Consider the following 14,399-nt stretch of genomic DNA (forward strand, 5'->3'; position numbering starts at 1 on the left):
ATCAGGGAGTGGCGCTGACCGGGGCCAGCCACAGGCCGGTGATCGCGTCGATCATCCCCGTCGCGGCGGCGTCCCAGGTCGCGTGCGGGGTGGCCGTGCCCTCGTGCAGCGCGCGTTCCCGCTCGGCGCACATGTGCACCAGCAGGTGCCGGATCATGTCCTTGCGCTCCTGTCGTACCTGCTCGGGCAGGTCGGGTACGAGCCGGGAGATCCCGTCGAGGGTCTGCCGCAGCGACGAGGACGTGATCGTCTCGTCGGTGACGAGCTTGCGGAAGGCGGGGTCGGTGGTGACCTGGGCGGCGAACCGGGCGTACCACGTCGGGGTGCCCAGATCGGCTATGTGTTCGGTGACGGGGCGTACGAGGCAGGCGATCCACTCGTGCAGGCCGGCCGAATCCGTGATCGTCGTGAGCATCTCGGCGCGCCGCCGCTCCATCGGCTCGGCGTGCCGGCGGACGATCGCGAGTACGAGATCGGTCTTCGTGCCGATGTGGTAGCCGACCGCGGAGTTGTTGGCCTGCCCCGCCGCCTCGCTGACCTGGCGGTTGGACACCGCCGCCACCCCGTGCTCGGCGAACAGCCGCTCGGCCGTCGTCACGAGCAGCTCACGGGTCTCGCCGCCACGCTCGGGCTTGGTCGTGGTCACCATTACCTCCGCACGGTCGTGGGAGCACCGTAGAGGGATCGCCTTGATTAAGTCAACTGCTTGACTCTATTGAGGCGATCGCCTTACGGTTGGGATGGCCGCCGCGCGATCTTCGCGTACCCGAAAGTGGGTGCGGGCGTGAGCGCGGCGCACAAGGGGGAGTGGTCATAGAGCCCCATAGCGCAACGATCGAGACAGGACGTCGATGACGACGCTGGTCCCTGGGACCGAGGTGCGGGCGCCACGCGGCGGCCTGACAGTGGCGGTGCTGGCGTTCGCCGGCATCGTGGTCGCGCTCATGCAGACCTTGGTCATCCCGTTGGTCCCGCAGCTGCCGACCCTGCTGCACGCCACCCCGTCGAACACCTCCTGGGCCATCACCGCCACTCTGCTGGCCGGCGCCGTGGCCACCCCGGTGTTCGGAGGGCTGGGGGACATGTACGGCAAGCGGCTGATCCTCGTGCTCTGCCTCGGGCTGCTGGTGACCGGGTCGGTCGTCTGCGCGCTCAGCAACTCGCTGGCCCCGATGATCGTGGGCCGGGCACTCCAGGGCGCGGCCGCCGGTGTCATCCCGCTGGGCATCAGCATCATGCGTGACGAACTGCCCCCCGAGAAGCTCGGCTCGGCGATCGGGCTGATGAGCTCCTCGCTGGGCGTCGGCGGCGCGCTGGGCCTGCCGAGCGCCGCGCTGCTCGCCGAGCACATCGGCTGGCACGTGCTGTTCTGGGTCTCGGCGGCGCTCGGCGCCGTGGTGGCCGGACTGGTGCTGGCCATCGTGCCGGAGTCGCCGCTGCGCACCGGTGGCCGCTTCGACGTGCTGGGCGCGGTCGGGTTGACGGCCGGACTGGTGTGCCTGCTGCTGGCCATCTCCAAGGGCGGCGACTGGGGCTGGACCAGCGGCACCGTTCTGGGGCTGTTCGCCGCCGCCGCGGTCATCCTGCTGCTGTGGGGTGTGTGGGAGCTCCGCGCGCGGCGGCCCCTGGTGGACCTGCGGATCACCGCCCGCCGCCGGGTGCTGGTGACGAATCTGGCCTCCATCACGGTCGGCTTCTCGATGTTCGCGATGTCGCTGGTGCTGCCCCAGGTGCTGGCGATGCCGGCGGCCACGGGATACGGCCTCGGCCAGTCGTTGCTGGTGATCGGCCTGTGCATGGCGCCGGGCGGGCTGGTGATGATGGCCACCTCGCCGCTGGCGGCGCGGCTGTCGGCCGCGCGGGGTCCGAAGGTGTCGCTGATGGCGGGCTCGCTGGTGATCGCCGTCGGCTACTTCCTGGGCATCGTGCTCATGAGCGGGGTCTGGCAGATCGTCGTGTTCACCTGCGTCATCAGCGCCGGGGTCGGCATCGCGTACGCCGCCATGCCCGCGCTGATCATGTCGGCCGTCCCGGCGTCGGAGACCGGCGCGGCCAACGGCCTGAACGCCCTCATGCGCTCGATCGGCACCTCCACCTCCAGCGCGGTGATCTCGGTCGTCCTGGCCAACATGGTCATCCGCTTCGGCCCCGCCGAACTGCCGTCCCTCACCGGCTTCCGGGTCGCCATGCTCATCGGCGGCGGCGCGGCGCTGGCCGCCTTCCTGATCGCCGCGTTCATCCCGAGCGGCCGCGATACGGGTAATCTGGCCCCGGTGGAGGCAGGGACCGCGACCAGAGCGCGGTGAACCAGAGCGAGGTCAGGCAACGGTCATGAAGGTCAGTGCAACATGACGCTCTCCGAGACGGCCGCCTCGATCTCGCCCCGCTCCGCGCTCGCCAGGGACAAGCTGATGCACACCGCGGAGCGGCTCTACGCGGAGCACGGGTTCGCGAACGTGTCGATCAGGAAGATCGGCGAGGCGGCGGGCCAGCGCAACAAGTCGGTGGTGCAATACCACTTCAGCACCCGTGACGAGCTCATCCACGCGATCCTGGCCCGGCACATGGCCGCGATCGAGAAGCACCGCGTCGCGATGGTGGCCGCGCTGGGCGAGTCGGGCGAGATGTCCCTGCGAGACTGGGCCACCTGCCTCGTCCTGCCGAGCATCGAGCATCACATCGACGTGGGCACGCCGTCCTGGTACGGCCGGTTCCTCGCCCAGGCCGTCGTGGAGCCCAGCCTGCGCGAATACACGATCCAGGCGCATCTGAACATGCCGTCGTTCCGCCGCCTGGAAGAGCTCGGCCAGCCGCCCGGGCGGGCCGCCGACCCTGAGCTCTCCGCGCAGCGGGGCGCGATGATCCGGCAGCTCATCGTCCACATGAGCGCCGAGCTGGAAGCCGACTTGGCCGATCGCCAGGCCGACCCTGGAACCGCCGAGCGGTCTTGGCGGCGGCTGGGGGACAACCTGATCACCGCCATCACCGGGCTCAGCTCCGCCCTGCGGGAGTAGTGCTGGCTGTGGTGGCCGAGGCGGCGGCGAACCGCTAGCCGTGGTGGCCGCGTGTGCGCCGTACGCCTAGCCGTGGTGGCCGAGTACGCGCCGTACGCCTGCCGCCACCCAGATCGTGGCCAGCCCGGCGTACACGCTCAGCAGCGCCACGCCCGGCGCGGCCAGGATCGTCGCCGTGACGATGGCCACGACGAGCAGGACCGTCCAGCCGTACAGGATCGCCCGTCCGCGCGCCGAGCCGGTATGTACGGCTTCCTGTACCGCGGTGACCAGGGCCATGACGGCCACGCCCGCGGTGCCGACCGTGTCCTGGCCGAGCGCCACGCCCAGCACGAGCACCGCCGCGCCCACGGCCACCAGACCGCAGCACAGCACGGCCACGCGGGCCTCGGCGCCCTCGAAGAGCAGCCGGGTGGCCTTGGCGCGGGCCAGCCGCAGCGTGGTCCACGCCTCGGCGACCCACGCCGCCCAGTGCAGGACCGCGATGATGATGAAGACCACGATGAGCGGCGGGACCGCGGGCAGCAGGAACACCAGCCGGCCGCCACGGAACCCGCCCCGCAGCCGCGCGAGCCGCCGGTAGAGCGGATTGCGCTGCTTCAGCGCCGTCACCAGGAGATCCCTGGCCTGGTCGAAGCCGGGGTCGAGGCGGAGCACCTCGCGGAAGGCGTCCGCCGCCCGCCGGGGATCGCCGAAGGCCAGCGCCGCCCGGCCGTACGCCAGGTGCGCGATGGCGCTCTCCGGGTCCAGCCCCACGGCGTGCGCGGCGGCGGCCGTGGCCTGCTCCGCCTCCCCGAGCTCGGTGAGCGCCACCGCCAGCAGGCTCACCAGGTCGGATTCCTGCGGGTCGATGGCCAGCCCGCGCCGCGCCGCCTCGGCCGCCTGGAGCCACTGACTCTTGGACACGTGGACGCGGGCCAGCAGCTCCCAGATCGGGGCGTACTCGGGCTCGAGCTCAAGGGCCACGTGGAGCGCGGCCATCGCCTCGTCGGGGCGGCGGGCGAGCTGATGCACCTGTCCGGCCACGTAGTGCGTGAGCCACTGGTCGGGCGCCAGCCGGATCGCCTCATGCGCCTCCTCGACCGCCTCGGCCACGACGCCCTGCTGGGCGAGGGCGAGCGCCAGGAAGGAGTGCGCGGTGATGTGCTGCGGATCCTGGGCGAGCGCGCCGCGCAGCTCCCGCTCGGCCTCGGCCGGACGGCGCATCCCCAGCAGGGTCCGCGCCCGCTGTACCGGATCTGCGGTGGTCACCACTTGGCTTTGACCCAGGGCAGCAGCTCGTCCCAGGCGCCGGAGTCGTTGGAGTGCATCACGTAGTTGCGCGCGGTGGCCATCCATTCGCGCACCGCGGTCGGCCGTACGCTCTGAGCCGCGGCCAGCAGATCGGGCGTCGACAGCGGGATGGGACGGCCCGCGCTGATCGACTGCTGGAGCTTGACCTCCACCGCCCGGTCCACCACGCCCTTCAGATCGGCGCCGACGAAATGGTCGGTGACCCGCGCGACCGCGTCGAAGTCCATCTCGGCCAGGGGCTTGTCGCGGCACAGCAGGCGCAGGATGGCCGCGCGGGCCGCCGGGTCGGGCGGCGGGACGAACACCGGCTGGTCCAACCGGCCGGGACGGCGGAACGCCACGTCCACGTACCAGGGGGCGTTCGTGGCCGCCAGCACCAGGACCCCCTCGTTGGCGTTCTGGTCCACGCCGTCGAGCTCGGCCAGGAACTGGTTGACCAGCTGCCGCGTGTGCGCCTGGCGCATGTCCGAGCGGCGGGCGGCCAGCGCGTCGACCTCGTCGAAGAACAGCACGCACGGCCGGTTGCGCCGGGCCAGCTCGAAGGTGGCCCGCAGGTTGCGCTCGCTGGAGCCGATGTACATGTCCAGGATGTCGGCCAGGCCCACGTTGACGAACGACGCGCCGAGCTCTCCGGCGGCGGCCCTGGCCAGGTGCGTCTTACCCGCTCCCGGCGGGCCGTACAGCAGCACTCCGCCACCGGCGCGCTTGCCGTAGGCGGCGAACAGATCCGGCTGCTGGATGGGCAGCAGGAGCTTGACGCGCAGCGACTCCTTGACCGCCTCCATGCCGGCCACGTCGGCGAAGTTGAGCTTGGAGCGCTCGACCTCGGCAGTGGCCCCGTCCACCTGCGCGGGCGCCGACGTGGGCGCCGGCGCGGCATAGGACTGCCCGGGAGGTGCCGCTGCTCCGTACGGCGAGGCGGGCGGTGCCGGTGCCCCGTACGGTGGGGCGGGCGGTGGCGTTGTCCCATACGTCGGGGTCGGCGGGGCCGACAGCCGGGCGGCCAGGTCGGCGTCTCCCACGGACGGATCGCGGGAGACCGCCTCGTGGTAGCGGTAGCCCGCCCGCGCCATGTCCCCCTCGCCGAGCAGCGCCCGAGCCGCCAGCACGCCCACCTTGGGCGGGTAGCCGGGCGAGGCCAGCAACGGCTCGAGCGCGGCCAGCGCGGCGCCGTAGGCGCTCTGCCGGACGAACGCCTCCGCCAGCCCGGTTATGATGCCCGCGTCCTTGGGCGCGAGCACGAGCGCGGCGCGGTATTCGGCCTCGGCCTCGCCGAGATACCCCTTGGCCAGGAGCTGCCCGGCCAGGTGCTGCCGCAGGGGAAGGTTGTCCGGGGATAGGCGGGCCGCCTCGCGGAGCGCCTGGAGACCGGCATCGTCGAGCACGTGCCGTCCCTTCTGTAGCGGGTGGTTTCGGTCGGTCCTGAACTACGCAAGATACCGAAATCAGCTCATACAGGGGCGCATGGGGCGTGAGGCGCGATCATGATCACGTGAGCGGCCGGGGCGGCAGGCCGTCCACTCCCGCCGCCCCCTCCCTCTCGTCCGGCCGGCCGGGTGACGCGGTGGCAACCTGACGCGCCGGCGGGCGCGGCTTTCCGGCCACCGCCCAGTTGCTGCCTGCGGGCGGAAGCGTCGCGGGTCCGGCTTTCGAGGTTTTTGGCTCCCCGAGAACAGTTAACCGTTAACGGGTAACATTTACCGTCTACGACAAGCAACGATAGTCTCCGTCCGGGTGGGACAACATGGGAGGAGAGCCGGTGACGATCATCAATCCGTTGCGCAATCCCCCGCTCGGAGATCAGCTGCTCGTCCAGCTCCGCTCGCTCATCGTGCGCGGCGAGCTGGGTGTGGGCACGCATCTGGTCGAAGGCAGGATCGCGGAGCGCTTCGGGGTGAGCCGCGGGCCGGTCCGCGACGCGCTGCGTCAGCTGGAGATCGAAGGGCTGGTCGAGACGCGCAAGCGGGGCGTCTTCGTCCGCGGGCTGTCCGACAAGGACCTCCTGGAGCTTTACTCGCTGCGCGGCGCCCTGGAGAGCCTGGCCATCCGGGAGGCGATCGTCCGCCTTGAGACCGCCGACTGGGGGCAGATCGACGAGGCTCTCGACCAGATGCGAATCGCGGCCGACCCCGCCGATCCCGCCAAGTTCGCCGCCGCCGACCTCGACTTCCACAGCGGGTTCTACACGCTCGGCGGCAACCGCTGGCTCACCGCCACCTGGGCGCTGCACCGGCCGCTGTTCGCGGCGGTGATGGAGATCACCAACACCGACCGGGACCTGGCCGGCGTCGCCGACGACCACGTCGTCCTGAGGGACGTCGTTCGCTCGGGCGACGTCGACGCCGCGCTGGCCGCGCTCACCGCCCATCTCGACGGCTCCTGCAGCCGGATCCGCACGACGCTGAGCGAGCGCCCGCGCCCACAACCGGCCTTCTGACACGCGCGCCTGGCTGCCCCTCGCCGCCGTGGATCCGAGGACGTCCTGACCGGCGCTCGCTCAGCCGGCCGACCAGCCGCCGTCCACCGGGACGATCGCGCCGTTGATGAACGAGGCGGCGTCGGAGGCGAGGAAGAGGGCGGCGTCGGCCATCTGCTCCGGCTTGGCCATGCTCTCGCCCAGGGCGAGCACGGGGGCGAGGCGGGCGGCGCCGGCCGGGTCGAAGGTGGTGTTGGTCGCGATGCCGGTCATGGTGGGGCCGGGCAGGATGGCGTTGCAGCGGATGCCGCTCTTGGCGTACGCCCAGGCCACGCTCTTGGTCAGGCCGACCACGCCATGCTTGGAGGCGGTGTAGGCGGCCCCGGCCGTGCCGCCGCGGATGCCGGCCTCGGAAGCGGTGTTGACGATCGCGCCGCTGTTCTGGCTCAGCATGTACGGCAGCACCGCGTGCGTGACCAGGAACGTGCCGGTCAGGTTGACGCGCAGCACCCGCTCCCACAGTGAGAGCGGGATGTCGGCGGGCAACGCCATGGTGTCCATGATCCCGGCGTTGTTGCACAGCACGTCGATGCGCCCGTACGCGCTGATCGCGCTCTCGACCAGCGCGGCCACCGAGGCCTCGTCGGAGATGTCGGCCGCCACGCCGATCGCCGCGTCACCGAGGTCGGAGGCGGTCCGCTCGGCGCTGCCGGAGTCGATGTCGCAGGCCACGACGCGGGCGCCGGCCTTGGCGAAGGCGACCGCCATGGCCTGGCCAATCCCGGAGCCCGCTCCGGTGACCAGGGCGACCTTGTTGTCAAAGGTGCTCAAAGAGATGGTCCTTTCAATAAGGCAAGCGGTGGCAGGCTATAACCGGACAATAGTGTCCGGTGACAACGTAACCGTTGGGTCTGATAGGTGTCGAGAGGAGCGCGTGCATGAAGTCGAACATTCGGACTCTGATGTCCGGTTGCTATCGTTGCTGCCATGCCTGACGTACGCCGGATGAACAGAGGCCCCGGCGCCGCGGCCGGGAACCGCGCGGCGCTGATCGCGGCGGCCCGCGACGTGTTCGCCACCGCGGGCTACGACGCGCCGCTCAGCATGGTCGCCCGCACGGCCGGCGTCGGCCAGGGCAGCCTGTACCGGCACTTCCCCGACCGCGTCAGCCTCGCGCTCGCCGTGTTCGAGGAGGGGGTGACCGCGCTGGAGGCGCTGGCCGCCGAACCGGGCGCCACGCTCGACGACGTACTGGCCTTGATCACCGAGCAGGCCATCGCCTCGACCGCGTTCATCGACATGGTGCGCGTGCCCCCCGCGGACCCCCGCCTCATCGCGGTGCGCGACCGCGTGGCGGACCTGCTGACGGACAAGCTCGCCGAAGCCCAGCGCGCTGGGCGGATCCGTCCGGACCTCACTCCCGAGGACCTGGTCATGGCCGTCGGCATGCTCGCGGCGGCCCTCGTCCAGCGGCCGGCACCTGCCCGCCGAGTCGCCGCCGCACGGGCATGGGCGCTGTTGCGCAAGGGGCTGGACGCCTGACCGCCTGCTCTTTTTAGGTCCGCCGGATACTCCATGACCTCAGCTAATGACTATCAGTAGTCATTGGATTACTCTTTGCATGGGCAAAGTTGATGGGCATCAGGAGATGGCGTGCGACCACGGCTGCGGGACGACGTCCGCTACGTGCCCTGTGACGAGGGCGCGTACATCCATGCCGACCACGGGGCATGCACGCTGAAAGGCGCACAGGCGTACGAACTGCTCAAGAAGCTCGCCCCCTACCTGACCGGCGAACACAGCCTGACCGAGCTGACCGCCGCGCTTCCCGCCGACCGCCGCCTGATGGTCGTGCGCCTGGTCGAGACGCTGGCCGGTCAGGGATTCGTCGTCGATGCGGCGGATGAGGAGCCGCACGGCCTGAGCGAGTGCGAGCGGCGGATCTACGCCGCCGAGATCGCCTTCATCCGCTACCGTTTGGCCTCGGCCGAGCGACGGTTCGAGCGGCTACGCGAGGCGCGCGTCACCCTGGCCGGGCACGGCCCGGTGCTGCTCGCCCTGCTGGAAGCGGGCCTGGTCTCCGGCTGGCGGCAGGTCCGCGTGGCGGCCCCCGCCGAGGAGGCCGCCAAGCTGGAGCAGGCCGCGGCACGGGCTCGGCGGGACGAGGCGCAGCGGGTACGCGTGGACCCCGCCCCACCGCTGTGGGCCGACGCCGACGTGGTCTTTCAGATTGGCACGGAGACGGCCGACCTGCTCACGACGGCTCAAGCGTGCCCGCCGGACGTTTCGCTGGGCCAGATCCTGCTCCGCCCCACCGAGGCATGGATCGTCGGCCCCGGCCCAGCGGCCTCGGCCGTCTCGTGCTGGCTCCGTCTGGGCGGTCTGCCGTACCACGATGAGTACGACGATGGCACAGACCTGCTCGCCGGTCCGGTCCCGGCGGTGCTGGTCGCGCAGCCTGCCCTGTCGTGCTTCGCCCGCCTCACCGGCTTGGCGGAGGGGCAGCAGGGGCACGCAACGGCTACCCGGGTGGACCTGCACACGCTGGAGATGTGCCGTCATCGGGTGGTGCCATGGACGTCCGCTGTTCCGTACCGCGACGGCAGGGTGGTTTCGGCGCTCGGCGTAGAGGGTGGCGACGCTGACGGGTTGCGCGCGACGGTCGAGCGACTCCAGGCGGCCGAGCCGATTTCGCCGGAGGAGTTGCTCGAACGGGCGACGCGGTATGTGGACCCCCGCACCGGGCTGCTGAGGACCTTGGATGAGGAAGACCTGGTCCAGGTCCCGGTGTCGGTGTGCCGGGCCGTCGTCTCCGACCCGCGCCGGATCTTGCCCAGCTGGGCGCCCGCGCCGCGAGTTGTCGGCTGGGGCCGGGATCGGCGAACCGCGCGGGTGCGCGCCCTGCTGGCCGCCTGTGCGACGTACGGCGTCCTGACCGCCGAGAACGCCGAAATGTGGGGTTTTGAGCCGCTCACCGGCCGCACACGCCGGGTGCCTGCGCCCGTCTTCTCCGCCGCTGGCCGACCGCCGATCGGGGTGGGCGCGGGATTGTCGTGGTCGGCCGCGCTGGCGGCTGGGCTGCGTTCGCATGCCGAAATGCTGCTGGACACGGACTCCACGACTGGGGAGTGGTCGCGTACCGAGGTGTTGCCGGACACCCATGTCACGGTCGGTGCTCGCGTATCGCCGGACGATGTCGCGGACGCCGAGGTCGCCTACCTGCTCGCACTGCTGCGGACTGCGGGGGAGCGACTTGAGATCCGCGACCTCACCGGTGTGCTCCAGATCCCCGCCTATGCGGTGGCCTGCGGATCCGCGATCTCGATGGCCTGCGCCTCCACACCGGTGCTGGCGTTGCGGGACGCGGTCGAGCGCGCGCTGCTGGCCTGGCAGGCGCGCACCGCGCGCCAACCGGCCTACGGCGACCCGGTGCCGTCGTGGTGGGCGGGCGAGGAGCCGCCAGAGTGGAAGCTCCTCGCGGAGGCGCTGCAGGCGGCCGGGCACGTGCCGGTGGTGGTGCCCATGCACCAGGACGCGGCCGCGGTCGAACTGCTGCCGTACGTGGTGCGAGTGGTGCTGTGTGATGACTGACGCGCCGGCCGACCCGGCGCCGACCGGTGAGTCGCACCCTGTACTGGCCAGCCTCCTGCCGACAGGGGAACACCGCACTGCGCCGCTGCGAGTGGCTCTGCTGGGGTCCGGCCGCCTGCGCGACGCCATCGGGTCGGCGCTGCCGCAGCCGCCCATCCCAAACCACGCCCCTCTCACAGACGCCCGGTCGACGGATGCTCCATCGACGGATGCCTGGCTGTCGGACGTCTCACGGCCGGACGTCCCACTGCCGGATGCTCCGCTGCCGGGCGCTCCACTGACAGAGGCTACCTACGACATCGGCACGCCGGACGTGCTCGTGACGGCCCACGATGCCGACGACACCCGCCACTACCAGCGCGTCTACCGGCAGGCCGTCGCCGCGCGTATTCCCTGGCTGCCCGTACGGACAGATACCGGCTGGGTGCTGATCGGCCCGGCCGCCCGGCCGCCGCGACCGGGCTGCCCCCTCTGCGCCGAGCGCCGCCGCGCGAGCAACCGGGCGGACGCGAGGGCCCGTCGCGCGCTGCGAGAGCAGTACGGTCAGGAGCTGGTCGCCCGGCCATGCGCCTTGGTGACGCCCTTGCTGGCCGCCGCGGTCGGGGCGCTGGTGGCGGCCGAAGCCGACCGGTTGCACCGCGATCCGGCCTCCGCGCGTACCGATCGGGCGCTGTTGCGGATCTCCATCGAGACCGGACTGCTCACCCGGCATTCCGTGCTGCCCGACCCGCTCTGTCCGGACTGCGCCGACCTGCCGGAGGATCGCCCTCGTGTCCCGGCCTTCGGCCCGTCACCCAAATCCGACCCGTACGTCTTCCGGCTACGGAGCCTGACCGGGCGTCAGGCGGAGCTGGAGCGGCTGTACGTGGACGCCGAGACCGGCTTGATCCAATCCCTGGCAACGGGGACGGCGCTTGGCAGCGCCACGGCCGTCGCCCACCTGCGCCCGGTCATCGCCCGCCACGACAGCAATCACGGCTACGGCCGATCCCGCGACTTCGCCTCGGCGCGGTTCACCGCGATGGCCGAGGCGCTCGAACGTCACGCGGGCCTGCGCCCCCGAGGCCGCCGCACCGCCGTCCACGCCCCTTACGCGGAGGTGGCCGATCGAGCCCTGGATCCGCGCACGCTGGGCCTGTTCCCGGACGAGTGGTACGGCCGGCCGGACTTCCCCTTCGTCCGCTTCGACCCGGTACGGCCGACAGCCTGGGTATGGGGCTACTCCTTCGCCCGTGCCGAGCCGCTCCTCGTGCCGGAGAGCTACGCCTACTACGGCCCACGGCCCGAGGGCGATCCCGGATTCGCCTATGAGTGCTCCAATGGATGCGCGATCGGCGGCTGCCTGGCCGAAGCGGTCTTCCACGGCCTGCTGGAGGTCGCCGAACGGGACGCGTTCCTGGCCACTTGGTACGCCCGCTTGCCCGCCCCGCGAGTTGACCTGGACTCGGCTGCGGACCGGAGCATCCCGATGACCGCCGCCCGGATCCGTCACGACCTCGGCTACGAGGTGATGGCCTTCGACATCACCCTGGAGCAGGGCGTCCCGGCCTTCTGGACGATGGCGGTGGACCGGGTCGCCGGCCCCGGCCGGCCGTACACAATGTGCGCCGCCGCCGCCCACCCCGACCCCGAGCATGCCCTGGCCTCGGCGCTGGCCGAACTCGGACCCGGCATCGAGGGTCTGGCGCGCCGCTACGACGCCGAGCAGGCCGCGTGCCTGCTGGCCGCGCCCGACCGAGTACGCGAAATGGACGACCACGCCCTGCTCTACGGGCATCCCGACGCCTTCCGTCGGCTGGCGTTCCTGCCCGCCGACGGGCCGCGCCTGCCGATCGCTGGGACCTGGCCCACCAGAGACGACCTGGCCGGTGACCTCGCCGAGCTGGTCGGCCGCTATCTGGCGACCGGGCTGGACGTGATCGCCGTCGACACCACCGGTCCCGAGCAGCGCGCGGGCGGCTTCGCCTGCGCGAAGGTGCTGGTGCCCGGCACCGCGTCGATGACCTTCGGCCACCGCTTCCGCCGTACCCACGGTTTGCCCCGTCTGCTGTCGCTGCCGCGCCTGCTCGGCTATCGGGAGCGCGACCTGTGCCCCGGCGAGCTCAACCCCGACCCCCACCCGTTCCCATGACGACCGCCATGGACGCGGCGGGCGCGGCGATCCGCACCTATCTGGAGGCCCTGCGGGGTCGCGCGCCAGGCCCGGCCGACTGGAGCGCCGCCCCGGCGCGGTACAAACGCTACTTCGGTGCCACCCGCCTCCCACTGCCCTCCGGCCCGGTCGGCGAACTGCTGCGCGACCTGCTCGGCCTGGTCCGCGTCGACTGGGTTCATCCGGTCGACGAGCAGGGGCGGCCGGTCGAGGGAGCGCCGAGGATCACCGTGGGCCGTCCGGCGCCCTCTGGCGGCGGGCTCTATCCGATCGAGGGCTACCTCGCCGGGGGCGGTCCCGGTCTGCCCAGCGGCTTGTTCCACTACGACCCGGTGCATCACGCCCTGGAGACGCTGCATCTCGGCGACCACCGCCAGGCACTCACCGGCCTGCTCGCCGCGCCCCCTCCCGAGCCACCCGATCTGGTGCTCGTGCTGTCCGCCGTCTTTTGGCGTACCGGGTTCAAGTACGGCGATTTCGCGTATCGCCTGCAATGTCAGGAGATCGGGGCCCTAACCGCCCAGGCCCTCGCGCTGGCCGAGAAGCAGAGTCTGGGGGCATCGGTCCACCTGCTGTTCGACGACGCTGCGGCTGACCGGCTGCTTGGTCTGGACACCGCCGCGGAGAGCGTGCTGGCCGTGCTCACTCTCACAGGCACCCCCCATGAGCCGGTACGGCAGGACGACGCCGCCCACCCCCCGCGTCGGTCCCCAGCCGATGATCTCGCCCCCCGGCCCGCCCACTCCCGGCGTCGGCCCACAGCTGATGGTCTCGCCCCCCGGCCCGCGGACCCGCCGCCGATCAACGACCGGCTGCCCTACCTGGCCGCTCTACATGCCGCCACTCGGACCACCACATCGGTGCGCGATGGCGGTCTCGCCAGTCCCGAGCCTGTCGCCACTCGGACCACGGCCTTGGCCTGCGACCTTGCCGATCCCGAGCCCACCGTCGCCTGTACCAGCGCCTCGGCCTCCGATGTCTGTCCCGCTGATCCCGAGCCCACTGCGCCGCCAGGAGGAGGAGAAGAGTTCTCGCTGCCGGACATCACCCCCATACGGCTCGCCGACGGCATTCCCCACCGGGCCTCGCCCATCATCGGATACCGGCCCGAGCCGATCAGCCCCCAGACGCTCGCTCAGATCCTCGCCGCCGCCTCCGCCACCTACCCCGGCGACCTGTCCAGCATCTCGCCGACGATCACGCTGTACGTGCTCGCGCTGCGTGTCCATGGCCTGCCGGTGGGGGCCTACCACTACAACGCCGAACGGCGGGCCCTGCTACGGATCGCCGCCGAGCCCGCCGCACGGATCACCGGCGGACCGCTGGCGCCCAACACCCGCGTCGGTCTGCGGAGTGCGGCGGCGGTACTCGTTCCGGTGGGCGACCCGGTGGGTGGCGTCCGGTGGTTCGGTGACCGCTGGTACCGCCTCCAGCAGGCCGAGACGGGCCTGGCCGTCCACCGCGCCACGCTGGCCGCCGCCGCGCTCGGTCTCACCTCACGCATCCACTCCGACGGCACCACCCCCGCCACTGAGGCGGCACTCGGTCTGACGGGCAGTCGCAGGCAGGCGTTGAGCTTCCTGCTGCTCGGCAGGCCCCCCGCAGGCCCGTCGCTCATCCGGCGTCTCCCCGCCCCGGCGGTGGACGGCGTCGGCTCAGGCGACGGCACCACACCTACGACAAGCGTGGGTGCCATCCATCCCCCATATGAAGGGAGAAAGGAAAACCATGTCCGACAAAATCCAGCTCGACCTTGACGGTCTGGTGGTGGACAGCATCGAGGTGCTGCCCGCCGACTCCATCGAGTTCCTCACCACGGGCCACGGCATGACCGAGAACGCCGCGTCGTTCGGCTGTTTCTGCGGCGGCGGTAGCTGCCTGGCCCTCCCGTCCGACGAGATCTGACCGAGATCACGTCCTGATCAGGTGTGCC

Annotated in this window: 12 protein-coding genes; 8 read left to right on the forward strand and 4 right to left on the reverse strand. The window is 71.7% G+C overall.

The window, feature by feature from the left end; genetic code table 11:
* Position 1: 1 nt before the first annotated feature.
* Positions 2-649, reverse strand: coding sequence for a TetR/AcrR family transcriptional regulator (locus AB0C30_RS33485; RefSeq protein WP_357952116.1), 648 nt, complete (start codon positions 647-649; stop codon positions 2-4).
* Positions 650-851: 202 nt separating this feature from the next.
* On the opposite strand from AB0C30_RS33485, the gene AB0C30_RS33490 reads away from it, so the two are divergent.
* Both AB0C30_RS33490 and AB0C30_RS33495 read left to right on the forward strand, forming a co-directional pair.
* Positions 852-2,306 (forward strand): MFS transporter, encoded by a 1,455-nt coding sequence (locus tag AB0C30_RS33490; protein ID WP_357952117.1) that lies wholly within the window; start codon positions 852-854, stop codon positions 2,304-2,306.
* A gap of 42 nt (positions 2,307-2,348) precedes the next feature.
* Positions 2,349-3,014, forward strand: coding sequence for a helix-turn-helix domain-containing protein (locus AB0C30_RS33495; protein WP_357952118.1), 666 nt, complete (start codon positions 2,349-2,351; stop codon positions 3,012-3,014).
* 66 nt (positions 3,015-3,080) lie between these two features.
* Here the strand turns inward: AB0C30_RS33495 and AB0C30_RS33500 are convergent, their stop codons facing one another.
* Positions 3,081-4,265, reverse strand: a complete 1,185-nt coding sequence (locus AB0C30_RS33500) for a tetratricopeptide repeat protein (protein ID WP_357952119.1) — start codon at positions 4,263-4,265, stop codon at positions 3,081-3,083.
* Positions 4,262-5,692, reverse strand: a complete 1,431-nt coding sequence (locus AB0C30_RS33505; RefSeq protein WP_357952120.1) for an AAA family ATPase — start codon at positions 5,690-5,692, stop codon at positions 4,262-4,264. The genes AB0C30_RS33500 and AB0C30_RS33505 overlap by 4 nt, the downstream gene beginning before the upstream one ends.
* 374 nt (positions 5,693-6,066) lie before the next feature.
* Between AB0C30_RS33505 and AB0C30_RS33510 the strand changes: the two genes are divergently transcribed.
* Entirely contained in the window at positions 6,067-6,744 is a 678-nt protein-coding gene (locus AB0C30_RS33510; RefSeq protein WP_357952121.1) for a GntR family transcriptional regulator, read from the forward strand.
* Positions 6,745-6,804: 60 nt separating this feature from the next.
* Here the strand turns inward: AB0C30_RS33510 and AB0C30_RS33515 are convergent, their stop codons facing one another.
* Positions 6,805-7,554, reverse strand: coding sequence for a glucose 1-dehydrogenase (locus AB0C30_RS33515; RefSeq protein ID WP_357952122.1), 750 nt, complete (start codon positions 7,552-7,554; stop codon positions 6,805-6,807).
* 156 nt (positions 7,555-7,710) lie between these two features.
* Between AB0C30_RS33515 and AB0C30_RS33520 the strand changes: the two genes are divergently transcribed.
* The 5 genes from AB0C30_RS33520 (at position 7,711) to AB0C30_RS33540 (ending at position 14,371) form a co-directional block, all read left to right on the forward strand.
* The gene (locus tag AB0C30_RS33520) at positions 7,711-8,265 is read left to right on the forward strand and encodes a helix-turn-helix domain-containing protein (RefSeq protein ID WP_357952123.1); all 555 of its coding nucleotides are present in this window, start codon (positions 7,711-7,713) and stop codon (positions 8,263-8,265) included.
* Positions 8,266-8,376: 111 nt separating this feature from the next.
* Complete coding sequence (locus tag AB0C30_RS33525; protein ID WP_357952124.1) at positions 8,377-10,314, forward strand: hypothetical protein; 1,938 nt, start codon at positions 8,377-8,379, stop codon at positions 10,312-10,314.
* Positions 10,307-12,445 (forward strand): TOMM precursor leader peptide-binding protein, encoded by a 2,139-nt coding sequence (locus tag AB0C30_RS33530; RefSeq protein WP_357952125.1) that lies wholly within the window; start codon positions 10,307-10,309, stop codon positions 12,443-12,445. The genes AB0C30_RS33525 and AB0C30_RS33530 overlap by 8 nt, the downstream gene beginning before the upstream one ends.
* Positions 12,442-14,223: a SagB family peptide dehydrogenase gene (locus AB0C30_RS33535; protein ID WP_357952126.1), complete on the forward strand. Its 1,782-nt coding sequence runs from the start codon at positions 12,442-12,444 to the stop codon at positions 14,221-14,223. Before AB0C30_RS33530 ends, AB0C30_RS33535 begins: the two co-directional genes overlap by 4 nt.
* Entirely contained in the window at positions 14,195-14,371 is a 177-nt protein-coding gene (locus AB0C30_RS33540; protein ID WP_357952127.1) for a thiomuracin/GE37468 family thiazolyl RiPP peptide, read from the forward strand. The genes AB0C30_RS33535 and AB0C30_RS33540 overlap by 29 nt, the downstream gene beginning before the upstream one ends.
* Positions 14,372-14,399 lie beyond the last annotated feature (28 nt).

The organism is Nonomuraea sp. NPDC048901, from assembly GCF_040649695.1.
GTDB lineage: Bacteria > Actinomycetota > Actinomycetes > Streptosporangiales > Streptosporangiaceae > Nonomuraea.